Origin of the sequence: Ereboglobus luteus (genome assembly GCF_003096195.1) — a bacterium.
Lineage (GTDB): Bacteria > Verrucomicrobiota > Verrucomicrobiia > Opitutales > Opitutaceae > Ereboglobus > Ereboglobus luteus.
Window position 1 is genome coordinate 662,501 of sequence record NZ_CP023004.1, and the last position, 24,601, is coordinate 687,101.

The 24,601-nt window shown below is 56.2% G+C and carries 25 protein-coding genes, 2 tRNA genes and 1 rRNA gene (1 of these 28 only partly in view); 22 read left to right on the top strand and 6 right to left on the bottom strand.

Annotated features, from left to right (window positions below; genetic code table 11):
- From CKA38_RS02555 to CKA38_RS02565, 3 genes are all read right to left on the bottom strand, one after another.
- Positions 1-54 (bottom strand) — tRNA-Ile (locus CKA38_RS02555) (it extends 23 nt beyond the left edge of the window).
- 54 nt (positions 55-108) lie between these two features.
- Positions 109-184, bottom strand: a tRNA-Ala gene (locus tag CKA38_RS02560).
- Between the two features lie 137 nt (positions 185-321).
- A 16S ribosomal RNA gene (locus tag CKA38_RS02565) occupies positions 322-1,879 on the bottom strand.
- Between the two features lie 1,285 nt (positions 1,880-3,164).
- Between CKA38_RS02565 and CKA38_RS02570 the strand changes: the two genes are divergently transcribed.
- Complete coding sequence (locus tag CKA38_RS02570) at positions 3,165-3,812, top strand: ClpP family protease (RefSeq protein ID WP_108824096.1); 648 nt, start codon at positions 3,165-3,167, stop codon at positions 3,810-3,812.
- Between the two features lie 77 nt (positions 3,813-3,889).
- Here CKA38_RS02570 and CKA38_RS02575 read toward each other — a convergent pair whose 3' ends face one another.
- On the bottom strand, positions 3,890-6,454 hold the full coding sequence (locus CKA38_RS02575; protein ID WP_108824097.1) for a TonB family protein: 2,565 nt from the start codon (positions 6,452-6,454) through the stop codon (positions 3,890-3,892).
- 113 nt (positions 6,455-6,567) lie between these two features.
- Positions 6,568-7,287: a lipoyl protein ligase domain-containing protein gene (locus tag CKA38_RS02580; RefSeq protein ID WP_236919116.1), complete on the bottom strand. Its 720-nt coding sequence runs from the start codon at positions 7,285-7,287 to the stop codon at positions 6,568-6,570.
- Between the two features lie 69 nt (positions 7,288-7,356).
- On the opposite strand from CKA38_RS02580, the gene CKA38_RS02585 reads away from it, so the two are divergent.
- The 14 genes from CKA38_RS02585 to CKA38_RS02645 all read left to right on the top strand — a co-directional run bounded on the left by CKA38_RS02585 (position 7,357) and on the right by CKA38_RS02645 (position 17,196).
- Positions 7,357-8,481 carry a mannose-1-phosphate guanylyltransferase gene (locus tag CKA38_RS02585; protein ID WP_236919117.1) on the top strand — a complete coding sequence of 375 codons (1,125 nt, stop codon included), beginning with the start codon at positions 7,357-7,359 and terminating at the stop codon, positions 8,479-8,481.
- Between the two features lie 7 nt (positions 8,482-8,488).
- Positions 8,489-9,214 carry a uracil-DNA glycosylase gene (gene ung, locus CKA38_RS02590; protein ID WP_108824099.1) on the top strand — a complete coding sequence of 242 codons (726 nt, stop codon included), beginning with the start codon at positions 8,489-8,491 and terminating at the stop codon, positions 9,212-9,214.
- Positions 9,215-9,240: 26 nt separating this feature from the next.
- Positions 9,241-9,627 (top strand): DciA family protein, encoded by a 387-nt coding sequence (locus CKA38_RS02595; protein WP_108824100.1) that lies wholly within the window; start codon positions 9,241-9,243, stop codon positions 9,625-9,627.
- Positions 9,628-9,740: 113 nt separating this feature from the next.
- On the top strand, positions 9,741-10,487 hold the full coding sequence (locus CKA38_RS02600) for an SDR family oxidoreductase (RefSeq protein ID WP_192881147.1): 747 nt from the start codon (positions 9,741-9,743) through the stop codon (positions 10,485-10,487).
- Between the two features lie 34 nt (positions 10,488-10,521).
- Entirely contained in the window at positions 10,522-11,142 is a 621-nt protein-coding gene (locus CKA38_RS16210) for a carboxymuconolactone decarboxylase family protein (RefSeq protein ID WP_236919118.1), read from the top strand.
- Positions 11,052-11,675, top strand: coding sequence for a (R)-mandelonitrile lyase (locus tag CKA38_RS15920; RefSeq protein ID WP_236919119.1), 624 nt, complete (start codon positions 11,052-11,054; stop codon positions 11,673-11,675). Before CKA38_RS16210 ends, CKA38_RS15920 begins: the two co-directional genes overlap by 91 nt.
- Complete coding sequence (locus CKA38_RS02610; protein ID WP_202863944.1) at positions 11,672-12,226, top strand: flavodoxin; 555 nt, start codon at positions 11,672-11,674, stop codon at positions 12,224-12,226. The genes CKA38_RS15920 and CKA38_RS02610 overlap by 4 nt, the downstream gene beginning before the upstream one ends.
- Before the next feature lie 6 nt (positions 12,227-12,232).
- Positions 12,233-12,910 (top strand): dihydrofolate reductase family protein, encoded by a 678-nt coding sequence (locus tag CKA38_RS02615; protein ID WP_108824102.1) that lies wholly within the window; start codon positions 12,233-12,235, stop codon positions 12,908-12,910.
- A 143-nt stretch (positions 12,911-13,053) separates the two neighbouring features.
- Entirely contained in the window at positions 13,054-13,908 is an 855-nt protein-coding gene (locus CKA38_RS02620) for an EamA family transporter (protein ID WP_108824103.1), read from the top strand.
- A gap of 34 nt (positions 13,909-13,942) precedes the next feature.
- Positions 13,943-14,428: an asparaginase domain-containing protein gene (locus tag CKA38_RS02625; protein ID WP_108826366.1), complete on the top strand. Its 486-nt coding sequence runs from the start codon at positions 13,943-13,945 to the stop codon at positions 14,426-14,428.
- A 103-nt stretch (positions 14,429-14,531) separates the two neighbouring features.
- On the top strand, positions 14,532-15,815 hold the full coding sequence (locus CKA38_RS02630; RefSeq protein ID WP_236919120.1) for a site-specific integrase: 1,284 nt from the start codon (positions 14,532-14,534) through the stop codon (positions 15,813-15,815).
- A gap of 66 nt (positions 15,816-15,881) precedes the next feature.
- Positions 15,882-16,121: a helix-turn-helix domain-containing protein gene (locus CKA38_RS02635; protein WP_236919121.1), complete on the top strand. Its 240-nt coding sequence runs from the start codon at positions 15,882-15,884 to the stop codon at positions 16,119-16,121.
- 179 nt (positions 16,122-16,300) lie between these two features.
- Positions 16,301-16,633 (top strand): hypothetical protein, encoded by a 333-nt coding sequence (locus CKA38_RS02640; RefSeq protein ID WP_108824104.1) that lies wholly within the window; start codon positions 16,301-16,303, stop codon positions 16,631-16,633.
- The gene (locus CKA38_RS02645) at positions 16,630-17,196 is read left to right on the top strand and encodes a DUF3102 domain-containing protein (RefSeq protein ID WP_108824105.1); all 567 of its coding nucleotides are present in this window, start codon (positions 16,630-16,632) and stop codon (positions 17,194-17,196) included. The genes CKA38_RS02640 and CKA38_RS02645 overlap by 4 nt, the downstream gene beginning before the upstream one ends.
- Before the next feature lie 150 nt (positions 17,197-17,346).
- Here CKA38_RS02645 and CKA38_RS15625 read toward each other — a convergent pair whose 3' ends face one another.
- Positions 17,347-17,649 carry a hypothetical protein gene (locus tag CKA38_RS15625; protein WP_236919122.1) on the bottom strand — a complete coding sequence of 101 codons (303 nt, stop codon included), beginning with the start codon at positions 17,647-17,649 and terminating at the stop codon, positions 17,347-17,349.
- Positions 17,650-17,841: 192 nt separating this feature from the next.
- On the opposite strand from CKA38_RS15625, the gene CKA38_RS15630 reads away from it, so the two are divergent.
- The 7 genes from CKA38_RS15630 (at position 17,842) to CKA38_RS02685 (ending at position 24,585) form a co-directional block, all read left to right on the top strand.
- Positions 17,842-18,375 (top strand): helix-turn-helix domain-containing protein, encoded by a 534-nt coding sequence (locus CKA38_RS15630; protein ID WP_161554684.1) that lies wholly within the window; start codon positions 17,842-17,844, stop codon positions 18,373-18,375.
- Positions 18,376-18,420: 45 nt separating this feature from the next.
- Positions 18,421-18,687, top strand: a complete 267-nt coding sequence (locus CKA38_RS02655; protein ID WP_108824107.1) for a type IV secretion system protein — start codon at positions 18,421-18,423, stop codon at positions 18,685-18,687.
- A gap of 29 nt (positions 18,688-18,716) precedes the next feature.
- Positions 18,717-18,974, top strand: a complete 258-nt coding sequence (locus CKA38_RS02660) for a hypothetical protein (protein WP_108824108.1) — start codon at positions 18,717-18,719, stop codon at positions 18,972-18,974.
- 423 nt (positions 18,975-19,397) lie between these two features.
- The gene (locus tag CKA38_RS02665) at positions 19,398-20,912 is read left to right on the top strand and encodes a hypothetical protein (protein ID WP_152032629.1); all 1,515 of its coding nucleotides are present in this window, start codon (positions 19,398-19,400) and stop codon (positions 20,910-20,912) included.
- Positions 20,913-21,140: 228 nt separating this feature from the next.
- The gene (locus CKA38_RS15215; protein WP_152032630.1) at positions 21,141-22,526 is read left to right on the top strand and encodes a hypothetical protein; all 1,386 of its coding nucleotides are present in this window, start codon (positions 21,141-21,143) and stop codon (positions 22,524-22,526) included.
- A gap of 427 nt (positions 22,527-22,953) precedes the next feature.
- The gene (locus tag CKA38_RS02680) at positions 22,954-23,844 is read left to right on the top strand and encodes a hypothetical protein (protein ID WP_108824112.1); all 891 of its coding nucleotides are present in this window, start codon (positions 22,954-22,956) and stop codon (positions 23,842-23,844) included.
- Positions 23,845-24,039: 195 nt separating this feature from the next.
- Entirely contained in the window at positions 24,040-24,585 is a 546-nt protein-coding gene (locus tag CKA38_RS02685; RefSeq protein ID WP_236919123.1) for a hypothetical protein, read from the top strand.
- Positions 24,586-24,601: the final 16 nt, after the last annotated feature.

Genomic DNA, 24,601 nt, shown 5'->3' on the forward strand with positions numbered 1-24,601 from the left:
CCATCGACCCCGCGCTTATCAAGCGCGTGCTCTAACCAACTGAGCTATGAGCCCGAATTGGGAAACTGGCAGTTTATTACCAAATTGGGGTCGCGTTATGCGTGTCGATGGTGGAGCCGACCGGATTCGAACCGGTGACATCCTGCTTGCAAAGCAGGCGCTCTACCAACTGAGCTACGACCCCATCGGTCGAAAATTGTTATATAAAGAACAACACTCTTAAAATTTACTTTGTGCGATCAACCGGGACCCAGAGACGCGAGCGTCTCTTTCGACCATCGGAGGTGCGTTCTCTTTCGAGAAGCCACTCCGTCTCCTTAGAAAGGAGGTGATCCAACCGCAGGTTCCCCTACGGTTACCTTGTTACGACTTCATCCCAATCACCAGCTTCACCTTAGGGCGCCGCCTCCATTGCTGGTTGGCAAACGCACTTCGGGCGAAACCGGCTTTCATGATGTGACGGGCGGTGTGTACAAGGCCCGGGAACGTATTCACGGCGCCGTAGCTGATGCGCCATTACTAGCGATTCCAACTTCATGTAGTCGAGTTGCAGACTACAATCTGAACTGGGCTCGGTTTTTGAGATTTGCATCGCCTCGCGGCGTAGCGTCCCTCTGTACCGAGCATTGTAGTACGTGTGCAGCCCTGGCCGTAAGGGCCATCCTGACTTGACGTCATCCCCACCTTCCCACCCTCAGAGAGGGTTTGTCTCCTTAGAGTGCCCAACTAAATGATGGCAACTAAGGACAGGGGTTGCGCTCGTTGCGCGACTTAACGCAACATCTCACGACACGAGCTGACGACAGCCATGCAGCACCTGTGCTCCGGCTCCGAAGAGAAGGCGCCTTTCAGCGCCGGTCCAAAGCATGTCAAGGCCAGGTAAGGTTCTTCGCGTTGCATCGAATTAAGCCACATACTCCACCGCTTGTGCGGGCCCCCGTCAATTCCTTTGAGTTTTAGCCTTGCGGCCGTAGTCCTCAGGCGGCACACTTAACGCGTTAGCTTGGGCCCTGAAGGGGTCGAATCCTCCAAGACCTAGTGTGCACCGTTTAGGGCGTGGACTACAGGGGTATCTAATCCCTTTCGCTCCCCACGCTTTCGTGCCTGAGCGTCAGTAACTGTCCAGGTAGCTGCCTTCGCCATTGGTGTTCCTCATGATATCTACGCATTTCACTGCTACACCATGAATTCCGCTACCCTCTCCAGTACTCTAGCCATGTAGTTTCCGGCGCAATTTCGGAGTTAAGCCCCGAGATTTCACACCAGACACACATGGCCGCCTGCGCACCCTTTACGCCCAGTGAATCCGAATAACGCTTGCAGTCTCTGTATTACCGCGGCTGCTGGCACAGAGTTAGCCACTGCTTCCTCTCCGGGTTAAGTCAGGCTAAGGGCTATTAACTCTTAGCGTTTCTTCCCCGGTGACAGAGGTTTACAATCCGAAGACCTTCGTCCCTCACGCGGCGTCGCACCATCAGGCTTTCGCCCATTGTGAATGATTCGAAACTGCTGCCACCCGTAGGTGTCTGGACCGTGTCTCAGTTCCAGTGTGGCTGATCGTCCTCTCAGACCAGCTACCCGTCTTAGCCTTGGTGAGCCGTTACCTCGCCAACAAGCTGATAGGCCGCAAACTCCTCTTGAAGCGGCAGGCCTTGCGGTCCCTGCCTTTAGTGAAGCTCTCATGCGAGAGCCTACCACATGCGGTATTAATTCGCCTTTCGACGAGCTATTCCCCACTTCAAGGTAGATTGTTTACGTGTTACGCACCCGTTCGCCACTGAACTTGCAATGTATTGCTACACCGCAAGTCCCGTCCGACTTGCATGTCTTAACCACGCCGCCAGCGTTCATTCTGAGCCAGGATCAAACTCTCCGAAAAGAGTTCTGAACCTAGTGATTCATGAACTACTGACCATGCCGGTTGTGAGAACCGGCATGTCATATGTTTGTATAAGTTGTTGATTGGGGGTCCCAATCAATCGCACAAAGTAAATTTCAAAGAGCTTTAGCGCTTTGCAGCGCGCTTCCCGTTTTTAGAGGGAAAGGGTTCAAAGCAAGTCAGGTTGTTTTGGCTTCGTCAACACCTTTTTAAAAAAATCTTTTAAAAAAGTTTTTGATCAGAAGAACCGGACTCTCAAAGAACTTCCCTTTTCTGGCGGCGTTTTTGACGCGCCCCGTCTGAAGGGAGTGCGGACAATGGCCCTGACGTCCTTTTGCTCAAGAAGTTTTTTTTTAAATCTTCTCATGAATTTCTAAATATTTATAAATCAACGAATTAATATATAAATATTTTTCACACACTGCTCCGACTCACACCCATCGAAATCGCCACAATCGCGCATGTATCCGATTATTGAATACACATTTTCATTCTATGAATGGCCGAAACACATTCAATCGGCAGGTCAGGCGACAGGTTTCCAGGCCGGTATCGTCCGAGAGAGACCATTCGCCCTTGCAGCGTCCACTCGTATACACTGGGAGACACTGCCGCCAACCAAGGGGATTTTTCTTTGCGATACTTGCGTGAAACGATGAGGCGAATCTGCGGTTCGATGCTGGGATCGAGGGACAACATGCCCCACTGTTCGCCTGGAAGCCCCATGGGAAAACGCCCATGTCGCACCCAGCCGTTTCATCTTGAGAGGCGGGGGCATGACGAAGGATTACAGACCACTTGGCCGGCCCAAGTAGAATCACGAAAAACCGCATCGCTGACTCCGAAGCGTTGCGAGCAGCAACGCCCGCCAGTAGCACGTTGCACAACGAGAGAGGATGGGAACATAGAAGCTAGAAGCTAGGAAGCGCGAAGCGTGGGCGAGTTTGTCCAAGTCCAGCTCCGAGCCTTCGCCCAAGACAACTGACATTGGCGCAACCAGCACCCCATCTCGTCGCAGCATAGGCATGTTTTGCAGAGGCGCGATAGATCACTGCGAGAATTGCGATTGGGGAGTGTCTTTCGGTATGGGAATATCACGCGCCGTAAATTTCTCGCGCCCCTCCGAAAATCATGCCCCGCCGTCACGCCCGCACTGGTGTCCGGCCCGTATCAGCACAGCGAATCGCCCCCAAGCTACTCCCCTGCCCCGCTCCACCGAAACATCACACTCACGTTGATTTTTCTACTGGCAAAACGCGCAACTGGGCGCACTTTAGTCCGTAATATGTCCATACATCACTTTCAGAATACCACGCCAACCGCACCAGCCCCGCGCCTCGACGATGAAGACGAAATCGAAGACGCTCTGGCCCGCAAAAATGCCGCTCCCGTGGCCACGCTCATCCAGAAAAAATTCCTCGAGCAGCGCAAAATCTTCCTATGGGGCCCCGTCACCGACGAGTCCGCCAAGGATCTCACCGAAAAACTTCTCTATCTCGAAGCCGACGCCCCGGGCAAGGAAATCACCTTCTATATCAACTCCCCCGGCGGAATCATCACCTCCGGCATGGCCGTCTACGATACGATGAGGCTCATCTCATCGCCCATCACGGTCGTTGTCACGGGCATGGCGGCATCGATGGGCTCAATCCTGTTGTGCGGCGCTCCCAAGGGTCGCCGTTTCATCTATCCGCACGGCCGCGTGCTCATCCATCAGCCGCTCATTTCCGGCCGCATGATCGGCCCGGCCACCGACATCAACATTCAGGCCCAGGAAATGGAAAAGACCCGCGCCGAGCTGAACAAAATCCTCGCTGAGTCCTCCGGCCAATCGCTCGAAAAAATCGACCGCGACACCGACCGCGATTTCTACCTCAACGCCCAGGAAGCCATCGCCTACGGCCTCGTGGATAAAATCGTGGACAAAATCTGATCGGTATAATCCACGGAAATCACTCACGCATTCGCAAAGCGCATCCGAACCGGATGCGCTTTTTTATCAGGCATGCCTCATCTTAACTGAAATGCGATGGGAATGCTCGTCGACGTGCGCACTGGCTCGCCATCATACATTCCCGGATTAAATTTCCACGTGGCGACTCCATCGACGGACTCCTTGGCAAAGTTCCTGGTTGTCGCTCGGATTACATCGATCTGCCTCCGCTCAACAGAGCCGTCTTTAGCCACGATAAACGCAAGAATCGCCAAACCCTGCACATTGGCGCGCTCCTCGGGTTTCGGATAACGCGGCGGGTATTGCCTCACGACGCGCGGCATCACATTTGAGGTCATTTTTGCAGGTATTTCACTTGTGCCAAACGGTTCCTCCACGGCATCAAATAGCACCGGAATAACCGCCCATACGGCGGCTGGCTTGCCATCGGATGTCACCGGGGCCATCCTGCATCTCCCGATGCTATCCATCGCGGTTTTTTGCAAAGCGGGCGGTGCATCAGCGTCGAGCGGCATGCACAAACGCACGATACCTTGCGGATCCACGAGAGCCTTCACACGCACCGTGCATGAAGACCTGGTCTCGAGCGGATTCGCGCACAGTCGCCACGTGGTCTTTTCGATTACCCGCAGCGGGTGATCCAATTCGCCCGACTTGACCACGGGCACTCCGGCATCATTTTGCTTTTTGTCACCGATGTCATTTGAAAACGCGGCAAGGCACGCGCTCGCATTCAACAGCTCGGCGACACGGCGCGCGGACCAATGGTTGTAAGTCGCACTGTTCGCACCCACGCCCATGCGCACAGCGGGAACCGCCACCTCGGGCAAATCAAGACGGATCGCCTCCGTCAGCAACGACTCGGCATGCACGGATGCCGGATCCAATCGCGCCCCGCGCGCCGCCAGCAAACGCGCCATTTCCGCGCAACCATTTGCCAGCGCGACATCCAAAGGTGAAAGCCCGTCATTATCGAGCACATCCACGGCAACCCCCTTTTCGAGCAGGAACCTGGCGGCCTCGGTCGCATTTCCGGCAGCGGCATAATGCAAAGGCCGGCGGCCGCCAAAAAGCGGCGCATCAATCGCACACCCCGCATCCGCAAGTTTGCGCATAAAAACCAGGTTTCCCGCAAGCGCGGCCTCGCCCAATGGCGACGCGTCGCGCCATACCACACTCTCATTGCTTGTTTTCGCTTTCTGTTGCTTGCGCTCGGCCGAGGTTAACTCCGAACACGCTCTAATCAAAAGCCCGGCAAGCCGCTCTTCGTCTTGCCGGGGCGCCATCGCCAGCAGTGCGCGCAAGACAGTGTCCGCCGCAGAAACCGAGTAGGGCAACACGGACGAGGCATACAGATCCTGCTTGTTGCTGACCGGAAGCGCGCGAGCGGAAACCGATGGCATTATCTTGAACCCGCGCTCAAGCATCCATGCGACCATGTCGTAATGTCCCCTGCGCAACAGGAATCGCAGGGGCTCGCCGTTATACAATTCCCCCAGCGTAACGCTATCGATCGATTTTTTGCCGCGCAGCAACGCATCCGCTATTTTCCAATTGCCACCCATGATCGCATAATCGAACGCCATGGGTGATGGGGTTCCCCGTGCACTGGTCCTCGCGCCTCCAGCAAGCAAGATTGAAAGCACCTCCTGGTGCCCGCATTTCACGGCATGCGCTGTCAGGAAAAAATCAGGGTGCCCCGTATCCGCATTCGGATCGGCCCTTGCGGCAAGCAGTCGCTTTGTCGCGCCGACGCGGCCCTTGTCAACAGCCCACCACAGCGGTGTTTCTTTGGGCATGTTGTCGCCGGCTGCGTTTGCCAGTCGAGGGGCCGCGCGCAACAATACATCAAGCGCGCGCAATGAATCCGCCTCCGCCGCAAAATGCGCCAGCGTATAGCCGCCCTTATCACGGGTTTTCAGCGGATTAAATCCCCGCTTCATTAATTCCGACAATGCCTCTGCATCGTCAAAAATCGCCGCAACCATCGCCGCCTGCGCATCCGGCGAATTTGGAAATCGCGGGGCTGGCGGCACAAAGGCGCCTTTTTGCCAAAGCAACAAAACAGCCTGCCCGCGCTGCTCCTCGGTTGTGAGCACGAAATGCGATGTCTTGGAAAAGTTATGCGCGTCTGAAGAGGGAATCACATTGACCTGTGTCTGCACCGCGCGGCCATCCACCATCCAAACCGACACCATCAGCGCGTCCTCTGTGGTGCCCCGCGTCCATGCATCCAAAAACGAACTGGACGGAGGCTTGCCCGGCTGCGAGCTCGCAAGCTCGTGCCTGATTCTCACGCTACCGCGAAATGGCCGCGAAGGATCCCAATCCTTTTGATCAAAACTAGGATGCGCCTCCACGATTAGGTATGAGGGTGAAAGCCAAAGCGCGCTCACATGCGTTCGCAAATCACCCTCCACCCGCCAGCACGCACTCATCGGAGCCTCAACCTCGCGAGCGCCATCGGCAAGCATGACCCTGCCCCGGACGATTCGCACAGGTTCCATTACCCGGCCGTCAACTTCACACACAAGTCTCAATGCAGCGGCTGGCATGTGCGCATAAGCACAGAACACGACGAGCATGATTGCAAACACACCAAGATAGCGGGGATGGTTCATGGGGCTATTTTTCTGATGATCACTTGTATAAGCCTGTATGCATGTTGCTTTCAAGTATTCATCATATCACGATCACTTTATCGCAGGATTGTCGTGTTTTTATCACGTAAAGCCTATCGAAACGCATTCCATTCAGTCGAGGAATACTGCTCGGTCAATCCATCGACCTCGTGCTCCGCGAAATCGGGCCACGGCGTCTCGACGGCCTCCGCGCACATCGTCTTCGCAAGTCTCCCGATAAATTCCATCTCGAACGCATCCCAGTCCAATCCCGCCGATACCGTCGCGCGCGCAATCGACCCTTGAAACAACATGCCCTCCTTCGCGCGCTTTTGCGCCGCGCCCGCGATCTTTGCGCCCGTGTCCAAATGGATCACATCGTAGCGCTCCGGACGCTCGAAGCACACCGTCGGCAGGCCCTCGCCTTCCGCCGCGGCTTCCTTTTTCAGGACAACATTCTCGCCCATCGCCGCCAGCGCATCCGCGATGCACTCGTGGACGACGCGATATGACTCGGGCGCGGGCACCTCGCAAAGCGCGTGCTCGCGCGGAACCACAAGCGCATACGTCCAATCCTCCCGGTGATCGACAACCCCGCCTCCCGTCGCGCGCCGGCAAAGGTCAAACGGCCCCTCTTCCTCCGGCGGCAGTTGCGAGCGCACATATTCGAGCTTCTGGCTGTATCCAAAAGTGAACGCCGCGCTCCGCCAGCCATAATGACGGAACCGCGCATGCCCGCGCTCCGGGTAGCGTTTGAGCAAAAGAAAATCCGCGGCCATGTTTTCGGCCGCGCCGCCCGTGCGCATGGGAAGAATATCCAAGGGAATCGTCATGACGGAATCATGAAAAACTTTTCCCCGGCGTGAAGAGCCAAAACGTCGGGCAACTCGAACAAAAACACATTGCCCAAAACCTCCGTCACGCACACGGTCGTGCCCATGCCTCAACATTTTGCCGTCATCATTGCCGGGGGAAAAGGAGAGCGTTTCTGGCCGCAAAGCCGCGAACGCCGCCCGAAACATCTGCTGCCCATTGTCGGCGACAAGCCCATGCTCGCGCAAACGCTCGATCGCATTCGTCCGGTCGTGCCCCCCAAAAACACGTTCGTCATCACCAGCGCCGCGCAGGAAAAGGCCGTGCGCCAAGTGTGCGGGCAACTGCCCCGGGCAAACATCGTGGCCGAGCCCGTCGGCCGTGACACCGCGCCCGCGGTCGCGCTCGCGGCGGCGCTTGTCGGGGCGCGCGATCCGCGGGGCGTTTTTGCCGTGCTGCCGTCCGACCATGTGATTCCTGACGCGAAGGTGTATCTGCGCGACCTGCGCGCCGCCTTTGCCGCGGCGGAGGCGGAACCCGTCCTTGTGACCATCGGCATCAAGCCGACGATTCCGGAAACAGGCTACGGTTACATTCAGCTCGGCAAGGACTGGAAAAAGTTTGGCGGCGCGAAGTTTTCCCGAGTGAAACAATTCAAGGAAAAACCCCCGCTCAAAACCGCGCGGCGCTACGTCGCGTCGGGCGATTACGCGTGGAACGCGGGCATGTTTGTCTGGAGCGTGCCGGTTGTTGAAACAGCGTTTGAAAAACACGCGCCCGATTATTTCTCCGCGATGAAGCCGGTGCGCGACGCGCTCGCGAAGCGCAAGCCAATCGGCGCCGCGCTGAAAAAAGTTTATTCGAAAATCGAAAAGCTCTCCGTCGATTACGCGCTGCTGGAAAAGGCGGACAACGTCGTCGTGCTGCCCGCGTCGTTTTCGTGGGACGACGTCGGCTCGTGGTCCGCGGTGCAGGCGCACTGCAAGCTCGATGCCGACGGCAACGCCCTGCGCGGCCCCGCGCTCGTTGAGCAGGGGCGCGGCAACATTGTGTTTTCGGAAAGCGGCCACCTCACCGCGTTGCTCGGCGCGGACGACATGATCGTCGTGCACACAAAGGACGCCACGCTCATCGCGCCAAAATCAAAAGCGCAGGAAGTCAAAAAACTGGCCGCCCGCATTGGCAAAATGAAAAACGGCCAAATGTGGCTGTAATCAGATCATGCTTCCTGAAATTCCCGAGAACTGGCGCGACACGCTTGGTGATGTTTCACAAGAGCAGTGGTATCGCGGACTGGATGCGTTTCTTGACGCGGAAACCGCGGCGGGGCGCGCGATTCTGCCCGCGCGCGAGGATGTGTTCAACGCGCTGCGCCTCACGCCCCCCGGCGAGGTAAAGGTGGTGCTGCTCGGGCAGGATCCGTATCCAACTCCCGGGCATGCGCACGGCCTGTGCTTTTCGGTGCGGCCCGACGTGCGCCCGCTGCCTCGCTCACTCAACAATGTCTTCAAGGAACTGCGCTCTGATTTGGGCGGGGAAAATTTTCAGCCGCCCGCGCACGGTTGCCTGGAAAGCTGGGCGAGGCAGGGAGTGCTCATGCTGAACACGGTGCTGACAGTGCGCGCGCGCGAGGCAAACTCACACCAAAAACGCGGCTGGGAAATTTTCACCGATCGTGTGATCGCCGCCGTCAACGCCATGCCAAAAACGGTCGTGTTTGTGCTGTGGGGCAACCAGGCGCGCGCAAAACGAAAGGCGATCACCGGCGCGCAACACCGCATCGTGGAAAGCGCGCACCCATCGCCGCTGTCGGCGAGGCTGTTTTTCGGATGCCGATGTTTTTCAGCGGTCAACCGGCACCTCGCCGAGGCGGGGCGGGCCGCGATTGACTGGCGCCTGCCGGACGCGACGGAAACCGCGAGCAAGGGGTTGCTTCCGGGGTTTTAATGTGCGTGAGATAGCGGACGAAAACCATGCCAAACGAGCCTCACCAGTTCAGCCGCGCCGCACAGGAGTTGATCGGGAGCTTTCGAAAAATTCCCGATGAAACTCCGAGGAGAATGCGCATCCGCCCGACAAAGGACATGGGCGGACTGGTTCAGGACTTGCTCGTGAAATACAAAATCGGAATCGAGTCGGAGGAATCCGTGATCCGCGAGCACTGGGCGGAAGTCGCTGGCCCCGCGAACGCGCACTATTCGCACGTGAGGGATCTCGACCAGCGCGGCTGCCTGACCGTGCTCGCATCGCACGCGGTGGTGCGCAACGAGCTGTTTTTGCATCGCAAGATGCTGCTCCAAAAAATCCAAAAACTGCCCGGCTGCGCGAAAGTGAAGGCACTGACCATCCGCGCGGGCTGACACAATGGCGCGCCCCGCGCCCGCATTCGCCGTCGCGCACTTTTGCGCAAAATCGCAACAGCCGCAGCAAGATCGCGGGCGCGGATTTTTAAATCCGTGTTATTTTGCTGCGCATGAACTCGAACAACATTCACGGCAAAGTCGTTTTAATCACAGGCGCAAGCAGCGGGATCGGTGAAGTCACCGCGCGCCTTCTCGCCAAGCAAGGGGCCGCCGTCGTCCTCGCCGCGCGGCGCAAGGACAAGCTCCAAAAAATCGCGGAGGACATCGCCCGCGACGGCGGCGTTGTCTCCTGCCACGAGGTCGATGTCACACAAAAAGACCAGGTGGAAAAAATGATCGCCGACGCAGCCGCGCAACACGGTCGCATCGACGCGCTCGTCAGCAACGCCGGGCTCATGGCGCTCTCGCCCATCTCGTCGGGCAAGACCGGCGAATGGGACCGCATGATCGACCTCAACATCAAGGGCATGCTCTACGGCATCGCCGCGGTCTGGCCGGTTTTCGAAAAACAAAAATCCGGCCACTTCATAAACATCGCCTCAATCGCCGGCCTCAAGGTCGCGCCCGGCAACACCGCCTATTGCGCGACGAAGCACGCCGTCCGCGCGCTCAGCGAAGGGCTCCGCATGGAGTCGCTCGGGAAGTTCCGCGTCACCGTTGTCTCCCCCGGCTACGTCGAGTCCGAGCTCATGTATGGCACGTCCGATGAGGCCACGCGCAACGGCGTCGTCGAAGCCTACAAACAAAACGCCATTCCCGCCGATTCGATTGCCGGAGCGATCAGCTACGCGATCTCCCAGCCGGACCACACCTCCATCAACGAAATCGTTGTCCGGCCCACCGTGCAGGAATTCTAAAAAACAATTCGACCACCCGCCCGGTTCACCCGCCATGAAACGCACCAGCCGCGTGAAATCGCTCGCGCTCGGAGTCGCCCTAGGCGCGCTCGGGCTCGCGGGCATCACGAAAGCACAAACCATGCAAAACGACGCAACCCATTTGGACGCCAGGCAACGCTCGATCGCCGAAGTCGCCGCGCTCACCGCGAGAGGCGATCTCGAAAAACTGAGCCCCGCCCTCGCCAAGGGACTGGACGCCGGCCTGACCATAAACGAGCTCAAGGAAGTCCTCGTCCAAATGTATGCCTACACCGGATTCCCGCGCAGTTTGAACGGCCTGCAAACGCTCATCACCGTCACGGAAACCCGGCGGCAATCCGGCATCGCGGACAAAACGGGAAAAGACGCCTCGCCCTGCCCGCCGGCTTGGACAGGGACAAATACGGCGAGGCAACCCGTTCGCGACTCTCCGGAAAACCACCCGCGCCCGCGACATCCGGCCCGCAGGCATTCGCGCCGATCATCGACACGTTTCTCAAGGAGCACTTGTTCGCGGACATCTTCGCGCGCGACGTCCTGGGCATGCAAAGCCGCGAAATTGCCACCGTGGCCGCGCTCTGCGCATTGGGCGGCGTGGATTCGCAACTGCAGTTTCACCTCGGCGCCTGCATGAATGTCGGAACAAACCGCGCGCAAATGGAAGACCTGATCGCAACCATCGAGCCCGCCATTGGAAAACCCGCCGCCGACAATGCGCGCCGCATATTGGGCGGCGACACCTCCGGCGGCGTCGCCTCCGGAAACACCGCCGCCATCTTCCCGCCGGGAGACAAGGGCCCGTCGGACTGGTTCACTGGAAACGTCACCGTGCGCCCGCTCGCGAAAGCCGACGGCGCCAACAAATACTCGGCGGGCAACGTCGTGTTTTCGCCCTCCGCGCGCACCAACTGGCACACGCATCCCGACGGGCAAATCCTGCTCGTTACCGCCGGGCGCGGTTGTTACCAGGAACGCGGCAAGCCGGTCCGCTGGCTGAGCGCGGGCGACGTCGTCAACATTCCCGCCGGCGTGGAGCACTGGCACGGCGCCGCGCCCGACAGCGAGTTCACGCACATCGCCCTCAGCAACGAATATCAAAACAGCGTCGTCACTTGGATGAAACCCGTGACAGACGGGGAATACCAAACCGCCACCTCTAAAAAATGAAACGTCTCACAATCCTCATCGCATTTCTTCTTATGACCGCAAGCATTCACGCGCAGGAAAAACCCGCCGAAGACAAAATCCTAATCGCCTACTTCTCATGGAGCGGCAACACGCGCACCGTCGCCGGACAAATCCAAAAAACCGCCGGCGGCGACCTGTTCGAGATAAAAACTACCAAGGCCTACCCGACGGTGTATCGCGAGTGCACCGCCGTCGCCAAAAAGGAGCAGCAGGAAAACGCGCGCCCGGAGTTGTCAACCAAGGTCGCCGGCATGGACGATTACAACATCATCTTCGTCGGTTACCCGAACTGGTGGGGCACCATGCCGATGCCACTGTTCACGTTTTTGGAGTCGTATGATTTTTCCGGAAAAACAATCGTCCCGTTTTGCACGCACGAGGGCGGAAGGCTGGGCCGGAGCGCAAGCGACATTAAAAAACTTTGCCCCAAGGCGACAGTCCACGAGGGCCTCGCCATAAGCGGCAACGTTGCCAGGCGCGCGCAAAAGGAAGTCGACGCATGGCTCCGCAAACTTGAAATAAGCAAATAAGAAACAATGAAACCCTTCATCATCTGCCACATGATCTCGTCCGTTGACGGGAAGATAAACGCCGGCGCCTTCGAAGGCATCGCAAATGACAGCGACTACGAATCAACCGCCGCCAAGCTCAAGGGCGACGCGTGGATTTGCGGGCGCGTCACGATGCAATACTTCGCGCAACGCAAACCCTTCGTCCCCGCGTCGAGCAAACCCGCCGGGCCGCAGCCGGTGTTTGTCGCGCGCCGCGCGAAGTCCCACGCCATCGCCGTCGACACGCGCGGAACGCTGAACTGGCGCGGCGGCGACCTCGACGGCGAGCATCTCATTTGCATCGTGAGCGAGCAGACGCCCGCCGACTACCTCGCCGACCTTCGCAAAAAGAAAATCTCCCACATCGTCGCCGGACGCACGACTGTGGATCTGCCGCGCGCGGTCGGGCTGCTGCGAAAACATTTCGGCATACGCCGCCTGCTCCTCGAAGGCGGCGGCCACATCAACGGCGGATTTCTCGCCGCCGGATTGATTGACGAGCTGAGCCTGCTAGTCGTGCCCGGCATCGACGGCCGCCACGACATACCGACGGTTTTCGACGGCATGAAATCGACAAAAAAGAAAGCCACGCCGCTCAAGTTAAAATCCGTCGAACGCCTCAAACGCGGCACGCTCTGGCTGCGCTACAAAGTCGCGCGCTGACACCCTCGCCGCCGCCCGCGCCAGCGGCTGCGTTGGCTGGATTGTCTTAAAACAGAATCGCCCTCGAAAAGATTATCCGGCGGTCATTTGTATTCTGGACTATTCACGGGGCGAAAATTCGCGCAGTGTTTCAGGTTTCTGAAATGCTGCATCTTTTCATCGTCTCGCTCATCTGGGCGCTGTCCTTCGGCCTCATCAAGGGGCAGCTCGCCGGGCTCGACACGACCGCGCTCGGCGTCGTGCGCACGGGCTTTGCGCTCCTTGTGTTTCTTCCGTTCTGGCGTCCCGGAAAAATCCGCGCGGGCGACGCCGTCCGCCTGGCCTGCATTGGTGCGGTTGAGTTTGGCCTGATGTATGTTTTCTACATGGCCGCGTTTCGGTTTCTGGCAGCCTACGAAGTCGCCATCTTCACCATCTTCACGCCGCTTTGGATTGCGGCGATCGAGTCGTTTCAGCTTCGCCGGATTCCGGCCGGCCTGACCTTCGCGGCGCTGCTCGCAATCGCGGGCGCGGCGGTCATCAGCTGGCAAACGCTCACACCCACGCACAATCTGCTGGCCGGCTTCCTGCTCGTGCAGGGCTCCAATGTCTGCTTCGCCGTCGGCCAGCTCATGTATCGCAAGATCAGGCGGGGCGCGCTCGGCAAAACAAGCGACACCTCGCTGTTTGCCTGGCTCTACATCGGCGCGTTGCTCATCACGCTGCTAGCCTCGGGCGTGACGACAAACTGGTCCGCGTTTCGCCCGGATTTGTCGCAATGGCTCGTGCTCGCCTATCTCGGCGCCATTGCCTCGGGGCTTTGTTTTTTTGGATGGAACCTCGGGGCGATTCGAGTGAGCACGGCCACGCTCGCCGTCTTCAACAATATCAAGATACCGCTCGCCGTCGCCTGCTCGCTGCTGGTTTTCGGCGAGACGGCAAACATTCCCCGCCTGCTCATCGGCGGCGCGTTGCTCATGGTCGCAATCTTTGTTGCGCAACACCGGCCTCGCGGTTGAGTTTGCGGAAATTTCCAGCCCTTCAGCCTTTCCCATGCAACCCATCGCGATACTCACCACCGGCGGCACCATCGACAAAGTGTATTACGACGCGCTCAGCAAATTCTCCGTCGGCGCGCCCACGCTTCCCCGCTGTTTTCAGGAGGCCAATATCAACTACGAAGTTTCCGTGCGGGAAATCTGCCGCAAGGACAGCCTCGACATGACTGACGACGACCGCGCGCGCCTGCGCGCCGCCGCCCTCGCCCGCCCCGAGTCGCGCATCCTCGTCACGCACGGCACCGACACCATGACAAAAAGCGCCGAGGCCTTGCGCGACATTCCCGGCAAAACGATTGTCTTTGTCGGCGCGATGCAACCCGCGCACCTCCGCGAAACCGACGCGCCTTTCAACCTCGGCTTTGCCACCGCCGCCGTGCAACTGCTCCCGCCCGGCGTCTATATCGCGATGAACGGGCAAGTTTTCCCCGCGGGCACCGTCCGCAAAAATCGCGAAGCCAGCCGCTTCGAACCAGCCTGACAAAACAGAACGCTTGCCCCGGGAACGCGGGCATCCTGCCCGCGATCCCTAGAGGGAAAGAGGACGGTTTGCGGTCAGGTTGCCAGTTGATGCGGCAACCATAATGATGAAAACTCATACCGCCTCAAACTTCACGGTCAAACCGTTCAAAAATCGCAATGGCGTCACTTCGTGGCGCGTCAGCGGATGGCTCCACGGCCTCCGCATCCGCAAAAACTTCAAGAACAAGCAGGACGCCTTCGTCGAACGCGGCGCGCTCGACTTGAAACTCATGCAGACCCAATCAAGCCTGCGCCCCGTCACCACCAGCCTGTCCGATGAGCAGGTGCGCGAGGCCGAAATCCTCTTCCAAAAATTCGCCGGCAAGCCGCGCACGCTGGCCTTCTACGCGGACCACGGCCTGACGCACTACAAGGAGCCGGCCTCGCAAATCAGCCTCGCCGACGCGGTGAAGGCCTACCTCGAAATCCGCCGCGACGATGAAAAGCGCAACGTCATCGGCAAACGCCAGCTCAGGACAATCGAAAGCGAGTTCAACGAGCTCCAGCGTCATTTCCCGACGCAAAACCTGTCCGACCTCACCACAGATTTGCTCCGGCCCTACCTCAATCGCGGCAATCTCGCGCGCCCGCAAATCCATCCCGCGCGCAAGACAGTCAATCTGCGCTACGGCCACCTGTTCACCTTTTTCCGGTTCGCCGTCGTCACCAAGGAATGGTTGGTCAAAAATCCGCTCGCGAAAATCAGCCGCCACAAGCTCGAACACAGTCGCGGATCGGCGCCGACGCTCAGCGCGCAGAAGGCCGCCGAGCTGATGGCCCACGTCGAAACCCTCCACGACGGCGCGTTCGTGCCCTATTACGCATTATGCTTGTTCGCCGGCATCCGCCCGAGCGTGCAGGACGGCGAAATCTCCCGCCTGCCCGCGAAGGACGTGCGCCTCGACACGCGCACCATCCACATCGAGCCGGACGTTTCCAAGGTGGACATGAAGCGCAATATCGACATCCAGCCCAATCTCGCCGCGTGGCTCGAAGCCTACCCGCTCGACAAGTTCCCCATCATTCACAAATCGCTCGCGAAATCCCGCGCCACCATCGCCAAGCAATTCGGGCTCTCGCACGACGTGATGCGGCACACGTTCATTTCAATGCACGTCGCAAAGTTCCGCTCGATGGGCGACACGGCGTTGCAGGCTGGCAACTCCGAGCGCATCATCCGCCGTCATTACTTGAACGTGACCACGCCGCAGGAGGCCGAAGCCTTCTTCAATATCATGCCAGCACTGCGCGGCAAACCGCGGACGGAAACCAACGCTGCCATCGCCCCAATAGCCGTTGTTGCTGCGAGCACGCACGGAGCCGAGACACTGCCCGCCGCCGCCTGATCGCAACCGCATCTGTCAACAAGTTGATGCGCAAGCAAGGGCATGAAAACACTCACTAACACACCAATGCAAACGACCACACCGCACACCACGCCCCGCACGATCACCAGCCCGATGACCGACATCACCGGCTTGCGCCTGAGCGGGATTTTTCCCGCCGGGCGCGAGCCTTCCATCCGAACCTTGCGCGAATGGACAAAACGGCGCCGCATCCCCTATCACAAGGTCGGCCACTTTGTTTACTATGACCTCAACGAAGTCATGATGCACATTCGCACCAGGCTAAAAGTTCCCGCCCGCGCCTGACCAGCATGATGATATTCGTCACGCCGTGGCGATTTTCACGAGGCCGCATTTGCGGCCTTTTTTGTCGCTCAAAAACATGATCAAGAAGATCGAAAATGCGGACAAACCACACCGTCTGTCGTCCGCTATTTTGATTCATAAAACGGGAGCATGATGCGCAGCGAACCAAACCACACATCATGAAAACGAATACAAAACACAACAAACCCACCTCCAATAAAGCCGCATCCGTCACGCCTGAAGCCGACGCCTTCTTCGCCGATCCCGTTGACCCGCTTGCCGAGGGCCGTGCGCTTGGGTTGGAAGTCATAACGCATCTGCTTCTCTGGATGTCCGACGCGCCGACACTGGAAAGTCGCGGACTACGCGCCACCGTGGCACTCTATTGCATACGCCCCGACCTGATCGACGGCCTCACGTTCGAACAAATCGGCGAACTCGCCGGCTGCACGCCGCAGGCCGTCCACAAACTCGCGAATGACTTTCGCGAAAACACGGGGATGCAGTCATGACCCCGCCAACATTACCCCCGGATGCCCCCACCAATGCCGTCGTTGCCGCGACATCCGCAGCGAAGGAAATCAATCATTTGCACGCCGAGGCGCAACGCCTCGCGGCAGAGTCCTGTCATTCGCTTGACGGGGCCCTTGCCGCCGCGTGGCACGCGGGCCGGTTGCTCAACGAGGAGAAAAAGCGCGTGCGCCACTCGGCGGGACACGGCGCATGGATGCCGTGGTTGAAGCATTTTTTCACGGGCTCGATGAGCACGGCGCATCGTTACATGCGCCTGGCTCGCGGCACTGGCGACCTCGCGCTTTTGCAGGGACTCAGTTTGCGGCAGGCCTACGCACGACTCGGCATCGCCACCGAGCCGAAACACCACGCGCTTGACGGCAAGCCGTCCCTTCCCAAACCACCGGCGCACGTCTTGCTCGCCGGCAAATTGATCCGGTTCTTGCGGCAGCAAAGCAGACAGCACACCGCGCGCGACGCGACGGATTGCATTCGCGACCTTGCGCCCCTCTACGCGCAACTCCGGCCTTTGTTTGAGCATGCTGCCCGCAATGGGAATTGAGTGAGTCAACGCCCGTGTTTAAACGAGTCCGCGATCGCAACCCTTTCCTTATTTCGGGGTCTGACTGCCTGCAAACACTATACATCCAGCTTGCCTGTTTGTTCAAGGACACTGGTGTGAACGCGCCAGCGGGTTTTGGTCGGATTATTCTCAAATATGGTCCGCCTGTCCAAGACAGGCGGAGGTGTTTTTTGTAAAAACCTTGGCGGGACACCCCGGATTGAAGTCCGCCCGGTCGCCCGCTTCTTTATGCACCCCCTCGCCCCCGCAACACCCCTGCGAAATAAAAAGTGCGCCGCAATACGTGAAAAAGTAGCCGTTGTTTACGGGAAACAACCCGCGTGCCGCCTGCTTGAAAAAGCGGGGGCGCACCACCGGCTTATTGTGATGCCGGAAACCAAATCGGTTGCGCGCATCGACTGGCGCGAGAAACGAGTCGGGGGCAGTTTTCATGTGCGCGGGCAGCATGTGATTTTTGCACGCAAGCAGGCGGACGTTTCCATTTTTTGGAAAAGGGAGGCCGCGCTGCTTTGCCTGTATCTGGATGGGAATTTGTCACAATATCAACCAATTGCCGCGGACAAGCCGCTGGAAACAATGGAGCACAGGGCGCTGTGGAAACTGTCGCGACACGACTGCGGCATCATGGATTTGATACGACTCTTTGTGGATTGCCGCAGTCCCGACTTTGGCACGGCTTATTTCGGGCATCTCGGGTTCGCGCTGGCGTTTCACCTGATCGACGGATTGGCGCGCGACGGGGAAAACGAAACCGCGCCTCCGATGATGGACGAATCACGGCTGCGACGTGTCATTGATTACATCGACGGAAACCTGCACGCCCGCATCGCGGCCCACACGCTAGCGGGCGTCGCCTGTCTTAGCGGAACTCACTTCAACCGACTTTTCAAAAACAGCACCGGCATGACGGCGGGCGAATATGTATTCGAAAAGCGGATACGGTTGGCGCAGGCCCTGATCCGACGGGGCGGAATGCGTATCGCGGAAATCGCGGTGGCGGCGGGTTTCTGTGACCAGAGTCACGTCGACCGGCGCTTCCGTCGCTACTGCCAGTGCTCGCCGGTGGATTTTGCGCAACATGGTTCCTTTGTTCTTGAAAATGGTCGAAACATCCAATCCTCCGAAAACAAAATCGGGCAGAATGGCGGCACACTTTGACCGGATTCCGCATAGCGCGGACCGGGCAAAAACAAAAATCCCGCCATGAAAAAATTATTCACACTTTTCTTTCTGGCGACATCGACCGCGTTAAGCGTGCTCGTTTTTGCCGGTATGCCCGTCATCGACGCAGCCAACATTGCCAACAGCCAGATTTCGCACATCGCAACTATTGCCAAATGGGTTGAAAACATCGCACAGTTGAAGGCGCAGATCACTCAACTCAAGGAACAGGTCAACATTCAAGGCAGTTGCGAAACTGGACTGGCAATCCCGCTGATGCCGTCAAACTCGTTTCGCTGGGGATTCTGACAGAGCGCGATCTGATGCGTGATTTTGGAATGTCGCGCAACGACATCGCCCGCGCCGCGCAAAGCCTCGACACTCTCACGCACACGGACGGCAACACCTACCGTCCCGTTTCCATGCCTGATCTCAATGGCGACGCAGTCCAACACGACCCGCTCACATATCGCCGGCATACGTTAATTGACGCCCGCACGGACAACACACGTCTTGTCACCGATCAAACCCGCGAACGTGAGCGTGAATTGCAGGCGAAAATCGCCCTCACCCTGGCGAACTTCGCAGCGGTTTAACCGACGCACAGGCGCAAAAACTCATTGCCAAGCTCATCGTCCTGAACGGTCAACTCTCGCAGGTTGAAACCGCGCGTCGCCGTCAAGTTGACGAAGTGCTTCTCCAAAAATCGCGAACGACAACCGTCGCGAAATTGAGCAACTTGCCACAGCCGATCTTGCGGCAAAAGACAACTACATCGCCAATCAGCGCGTTGCGACATTCATGCGCTCACTCAATCCACGTAAACGCCTTTAAGGGGGTCCGTTATTTAGATTGGATTGTCTCAGTGTGACAGTTTTTGTGTCCCTTGTGTGCGCCTAAATTAAATAAAATGTCTCGTAATATGCTGATAATAAGTATCTTAAAATACGAATAAGAAGTGTGCCAGAAGCGACGTAAATATTCTTTAAAATGTATTAAGGGCAGTGTGACATTTCTGAATGTCAACGAAACCTAGTAACAGAAAAACAGCCCTTTCCGGCGTGTTGGGCCCTCGTGAAGTTCAAACATCGAGTCAGCTGATAAAGAGCATTGCAGCGTTGGGATACCGGCACCCGCGCAAGGTTTTGGAGCGGCATTTCCGTAGTAAGGATTTTTGGCGTTCTGAACAATTCGTCTTGCCTGCAAAAGCACGTCTGTTTGCACATCGAACCTTTTTGGGGGACGGTGCTTTTTTGGATGCTGTTGAACCGTTAATTCGAAAGTCTAGGCCAGGAATTGCCCGCGTTTTGCACGCCATGAAAAAGTTTGAGGCAATCGACTGCAATACGGTCAAAAAGCTGACAGCCGTTAAATTGGACAAAAAATCAGGTGGTGAAAAATACACCAATGAGATCTCGGCCATCTCTGAAATAAGCATAGGGAATGTTTTGAGCGTTGGCGCGCATTCAATTCTTGCTCGCCTTAAATACAGCGTCAGTGATGTTGAAGCACTCATCAAATTGAGTAATGAATTAGAGGCCGATTCAGAAATCGCCCGGCAGTTTCTAAGTCTGCTAATTAAACATTATCGGCAACAAAGCATCATCGCATGGAATACACCAGAACCAGGTGATGATATTCTCTTTAATGGGCAGCTTTTTTCAGCAGTTGCATATACGCACTTACGTCCGTTGGTGCGATATCAAGGAACAAAACGAATCGCTTGCCCAGTTCTCTTTGAGGTCTTAGCGCGATCCGCCGAATCTTTTGACGTGGAAGGTTTCATTGAGAGACTTCGCCGTGCCGGTGACCATACTCGTTCAAAGCTACGCCTTTTAGGTGTGATGGGAGCAACCTCGCTTAGCCCTGATGCACTTAAGCTTGGTAAAAATCACGGTTTGGTGATGGTCAATTTTCGCGAACTTTTTGGCGAGACTGCCGTTAAGATGATTCAGCAAGCTCGTGAGCTTTTGCTGAGTTTGTCAGCACGTCGCGATGAGGCAAATGCGCAAGACCCTAATGCCTTGGCAGATCAAATGGTGACTTCGATTTCATCCCTTAAGTCCAATCCAATGGTAAATGAGCTCTGTGGCATGGCGTTGGAGATATTTACTGTCGCTGTCTTACGGAGTCGGAACTATGAGGATGTAAAAGCGAGGTTGACGGTGCCTTTTTCAACAAACCGAGAAAACACAGTTCGGGAGATTGATGCGTCGGGACACAATGATGATGTCCATTATATCGTTGAGTGCAAAGCATTGAAAGCAGACAAAGAACTGAAATTGGATCAAATTAAGAAGTTTTTCTGTGAAACAGTTCCCTCATATCTCAAATTTATCGGGAAAGCGGAAATAAGCAAATGCCATGCAGAAATCTGGACAACGGGAAAAGTAACACCAGAAGCATCTGCATATTTGAATAGTTTGAATTTGGATCGCCGGGTGAAACGCGGAATTTTGGCACGCCAGGATATAAAGATTCCAAAAAATATAGCATCGCTATCGCGAATTTTAGAGGTCATTGCGGACTGTTAATATACTATTTGAGATACAGCACACGAAAAACACATACAATGAATAGGGGGCATCAGCGTAATCTTAGAAACTGTCAGTGCAATTATAGCCATTTTAAGCATTGTCGGAATGAGTCGCAGGCAGCACATGAAAGCTTCAAAATTGAATTAATGGCTGCTTTAAGCACATATTGTCACCTTGGATCGGATGAGAGTGCAACCTTTGCGAAAGACAACAACGTAACTAATTATGGCCATATTTAGTCGACGAGAAATCCAAAAACGCCTCGATAAGGCATCATCGCTACTTGCACGCCCGCAACTTGAATCACTAGTTGGTCGGCTAAATCAAACTGGACGTGTTTCAGTTGAAGCAGAATGGGAACTGATTTGGATTACTTCATTAGCAGAAGTTGGACATGTATCGCATGAACCCCGGTTTGACGGCGGCTCTCGCCATCCCGATGTGTATTTTCGATCAGGAACAGTAAAATTTATCGCAGATATAACTGCTGTATCAGATATCGGTTATGATAAGGCAAATCCCATAGATGAATTTGAAGAAGAACTTTATAAACTATATGTGAAGCATGGCCTCTTCGGAGGATTTAGCCTGAATATCGAATCAGAACTTGAAGGACCAAAATATAGAGATCGTCGTGTTCGTCTATTTTTACCAAAACGTAAGGACATTCTTTCTTTTATTCGGAACAATTTTGACAATTTCCTGCGAAATATTGTAGCGAATCCAGAGAAACCATGTTCGCATGTTGCTACTGTTCCAGATGGTGGTAACATTAAGTTGAGTTATGACCCTAAGCAACGACCATATAACCACGGAGGTGGTTATCTTAGCTATAATATTCCGTATTCTCTGCATCGAAATCCGGTTGCGAATACGCTGAAGGGTAAAAAGCGCCAGCTGGCGAAATCTGGATGGACAGGAATGAGCGGCGTAATACTTTGTGATGGAGTTTGTCGCATTCTAACAACTCAGTCAAATGACGGAAGCACGCTTACATTAGATCAGATTGTGCGTGATTTTTTACGCCAGAACCAATCCGTAAGTTTTGTTCTCACGGTCGGTATTAAGACGAAACACAATCTTTATGGTAGTCCAAGAAAGACATTAAGCCTAAGCGCTCGTATCTTTACACAACTATCGTTGAATAAAGATGAAAATAAGACTCTGATTCGTGTTTTTAACGATGCGATAGCTGGGTTTCCCCCTCTGGAAAGAGACGCTTCTCACGCTGTTTGGCTTGCCAATATGACTCGGCCGATACACGTCAATCGCGAGACATTTTGTAGAGGCATGCATATGACCATGGGTAATAAAACACAGACAACTGAGATCAAACTTTCCGCGCGGGCGTTGGCTGCTGTGTTGGGAGGAGAGCTAGATATCGAGGTCTTTCGCAAAAGCTATCAAATCCCGTCGAATACTTATGGGCGTGGCTTCGACGTCTTCCAATCACTTGTTCGAGAGGGGCGAACTATTATTGAAGCTAAAATCGAATCTCTCCCTGACAAAGACGATGATCTCATTGTGTTGCGTTTCGGTTTACCCGATGCTGCCGCGTCGAAATACCGGATGCCTAAAGATATGCATGATAGCGATAGGCCGGGCGGCTAGATATTCGGTGGGCTGGGCATCCCAAACGGTGTCTTTGTGCAATCGCCGCTGTAGGTTCGATCAGTTGGCGAGAGTGTTTATAACAGCGAGCAGACAACCTGAAAAGACATTTGCCAATCTTCTGGGGATAACCAAGAGCGATGAATTGCGGACGCATCATATGAGTGAATCTGACATGTGCCATATTTGATCAGCCCTGCTGTGCGAAATGGTAGCGTCACGATGTGAGTCACCAACAAACTCTTATTCGCGGGACTTTCTTAGAAAGACGACCTAATTTCATTTTTCCGCGTTTTTATTCTCAAAAACACGGAAACGTCCAATACGCGCCCAAACAATCGGGACATACTGGTGGCACGATTTGCCCTGAATTACGATGGCTCGCGTCAACGAGGTTCAGGCATTCGGTAATAAAACCCGAACCATTATGGACCTCGTTCTCCCAGTTCTGGAAAACAAGATCATCGCAATGGTGACGGCGTTCCGCTTCGTCGTCTTCGCAATGCTTGTGGTCGGACTGGTCGCGCACCTCAGCCGGCATCATTATCACAACAGCCAGATCGTGCGACCAATCGCGCGCGCCATCACCATCGTCGCGCTCATCGCCTCGATGCACTGGTGGTTCGCGCTCGCCGAAAACACCATGCTCGCGGCGGCCGATTACATTGATCCGCAATACAACGACAACCCCGCGCGCGCCTCCGAACTGCTGCGCGATGGAACCGCGCAAAACCCGGAGAAAAAGGAATGGTCGTGGCGCAAGCTCAACGAATCGCTCTACAACGCCATCACCGACGTCGTCTCTTGGGTGTTTATACAAATCGGCACGCTCGTCACCGCGCCGATGATAATACTGCAATATATATTGCGCTGGATTTTATATCTGCTCACGCCATTTGCGCTCGCGTGTTTTATGATTCCGGGCGGCTCGCAAATCGGCATTCGATTCTTTCAACAAGTGCTCGCCGTGCTCGCGTGGCCCGTCGGCTTCGCCATCACTAATCTTGTCGCCATCGCCATCTGGCAGGATTTTCGCATGATTGTCGGCGCGGAGGCCGCATCCGCCGACATGGCCGCCTTCTCGCCGTTTCTCACCAATGTCGGCGGCATACTAGCCGCGATCACGCTGCTCATCGGAACGATCAGCACGCCGATCATTTGCCAAAAGATATTCGCGCAGGGCTACGCCTTTACCGGCGAAACCGCAAACCCCGGCGCACTGGGCCGCTCGGGCGTCGATATGCTCTATCGCGCAAATATGATCGGCGGAATGTTGAGCGCGCCATCAGCGGCGACGACAACCGCGATGGCGGCATAGGCAAACGAGGCTCCGCCACCGTCATCTGCTCAGACGACTCCCGGACTTTAACAAATGGAACCCGAGTATACACCAGAACCGCGCGCGCCCTTGCGCGAGACGCCTGTCGATAACGCAAGACAGCTTCCGCCTGCGAAAACGAAACGTGGGTTTTCGCCCGCGCGGCTTTTCGCAGATCATGCCTTTGCCGCGCGCATGTGGATGTTTGTCGCCTGCGGCGCGCTCGTCCTCGTTGTCGCTCAGCCGTTTCTTATTATTGAAGCGTATCGCACTCGCGAGCGCGTCGTCGTTCTTGACGGAGGCGGCAGTTTTTCGATTTCGCCGCTGCTCGGTTTCGAGGAGGCGAAGACACTGCACGAAACACTCTCCATTTGGTCCGCGCTCGCGCTTCTGCAACGCAATCCGAAGAACTTCGACTTTCCTGATTTGCTGCAACGGCTCTTTCTCACCGACGCGGCAACAAAGGCGCAGAACGAATTGCTCGCCTCGCGCGAGGAGTTCGAGGTGAAGCAGATTCACCAGAAACCCGAGGTTTTCAAAATCGACATCCTGCGCACGAGGGAGGATCAGGTGCTTGTGCGCATCGAGGGCCAGCTTGTGCGCACGGGCGTTTTCGAGCGACAGGCTTTCGCTGAATCCCCGCGCTTTTCACTCACACTCACCCTTGTCCGCAACCCGGACATGGTCGCCAACAAACGCTACCCTCTCGCCGCATGGAACTACGAATTCTCACAATATTAAGACAGGAACCGCAGAT

Bases quoted from the DNA above. Each gene is read 5' to 3' on its own strand.
- CKA38_RS02595 (WP_108824100.1), top strand. From the start codon at position 9,241: ATGCCAAACGAGCCTCACCAGTTCAGCCGCGCCGCACAGGAGTTGATC.
- ung (WP_108824099.1), top strand. From the start codon at position 8,489: ATGCTTCCTGAAATTCCCGAGAACTGGCGCGACACGCTTGGTGATGTT.
- CKA38_RS02645 (WP_108824105.1), top strand. From the start codon at position 16,630: ATGACCCCGCCAACATTACCCCCGGATGCCCCCACCAATGCCGTCGTT.
- CKA38_RS02655 (WP_108824107.1), top strand. From the start codon at position 18,421: ATGAAAAAATTATTCACACTTTTCTTTCTGGCGACATCGACCGCGTTA.
- CKA38_RS02610 (WP_202863944.1), top strand. From the start codon at position 11,672: ATGAAACGTCTCACAATCCTCATCGCATTTCTTCTTATGACCGCAAGC.
- CKA38_RS02630 (WP_236919120.1), top strand. From the start codon at position 14,532: ATGATGAAAACTCATACCGCCTCAAACTTCACGGTCAAACCGTTCAAA.
- CKA38_RS02620 (WP_108824103.1), top strand. From the start codon at position 13,054: ATGCTGCATCTTTTCATCGTCTCGCTCATCTGGGCGCTGTCCTTCGGC.
- CKA38_RS15215 (WP_152032630.1), top strand. From the start codon at position 21,141: ATGGCCATATTTAGTCGACGAGAAATCCAAAAACGCCTCGATAAGGCA.
- CKA38_RS02580 (WP_236919116.1), bottom strand. From the start codon at position 7,287: ATGACGATTCCCTTGGATATTCTTCCCATGCGCACGGGCGGCGCGGCC.
- CKA38_RS02615 (WP_108824102.1), top strand. From the start codon at position 12,233: ATGAAACCCTTCATCATCTGCCACATGATCTCGTCCGTTGACGGGAAG.
- CKA38_RS02680 (WP_108824112.1), top strand. From the start codon at position 22,954: ATGGACCTCGTTCTCCCAGTTCTGGAAAACAAGATCATCGCAATGGTG.
- CKA38_RS02570 (WP_108824096.1), top strand. From the start codon at position 3,165: ATGTCCATACATCACTTTCAGAATACCACGCCAACCGCACCAGCCCCG.
- CKA38_RS02685 (WP_236919123.1), top strand. From the start codon at position 24,040: ATGTGGATGTTTGTCGCCTGCGGCGCGCTCGTCCTCGTTGTCGCTCAG.
- CKA38_RS02575 (WP_108824097.1), bottom strand. From the start codon at position 6,454: ATGAACCATCCCCGCTATCTTGGTGTGTTTGCAATCATGCTCGTCGTG.
- CKA38_RS02665 (WP_152032629.1), top strand. From the start codon at position 19,398: ATGTCAACGAAACCTAGTAACAGAAAAACAGCCCTTTCCGGCGTGTTG.
- CKA38_RS02640 (WP_108824104.1), top strand. From the start codon at position 16,301: ATGAAAACGAATACAAAACACAACAAACCCACCTCCAATAAAGCCGCA.
- CKA38_RS02625 (WP_108826366.1), top strand. From the start codon at position 13,943: ATGCAACCCATCGCGATACTCACCACCGGCGGCACCATCGACAAAGTG.
- CKA38_RS02660 (WP_108824108.1), top strand. From the start codon at position 18,717: ATGTCGCGCAACGACATCGCCCGCGCCGCGCAAAGCCTCGACACTCTC.
- CKA38_RS16210 (WP_236919118.1), top strand. From the start codon at position 10,522: ATGAAACGCACCAGCCGCGTGAAATCGCTCGCGCTCGGAGTCGCCCTA.
- CKA38_RS15625 (WP_236919122.1), bottom strand. From the start codon at position 17,649: ATGAAAACTGCCCCCGACTCGTTTCTCGCGCCAGTCGATGCGCGCAAC.
- CKA38_RS02600 (WP_192881147.1), top strand. From the start codon at position 9,741: ATGAACTCGAACAACATTCACGGCAAAGTCGTTTTAATCACAGGCGCA.
- CKA38_RS02635 (WP_236919121.1), top strand. From the start codon at position 15,882: ATGCAAACGACCACACCGCACACCACGCCCCGCACGATCACCAGCCCG.
- CKA38_RS15630 (WP_161554684.1), top strand. From the start codon at position 17,842: ATGGATTTGATACGACTCTTTGTGGATTGCCGCAGTCCCGACTTTGGC.
- CKA38_RS15920 (WP_236919119.1), top strand. From the start codon at position 11,052: ATGCAAAGCCGCGAAATTGCCACCGTGGCCGCGCTCTGCGCATTGGGC.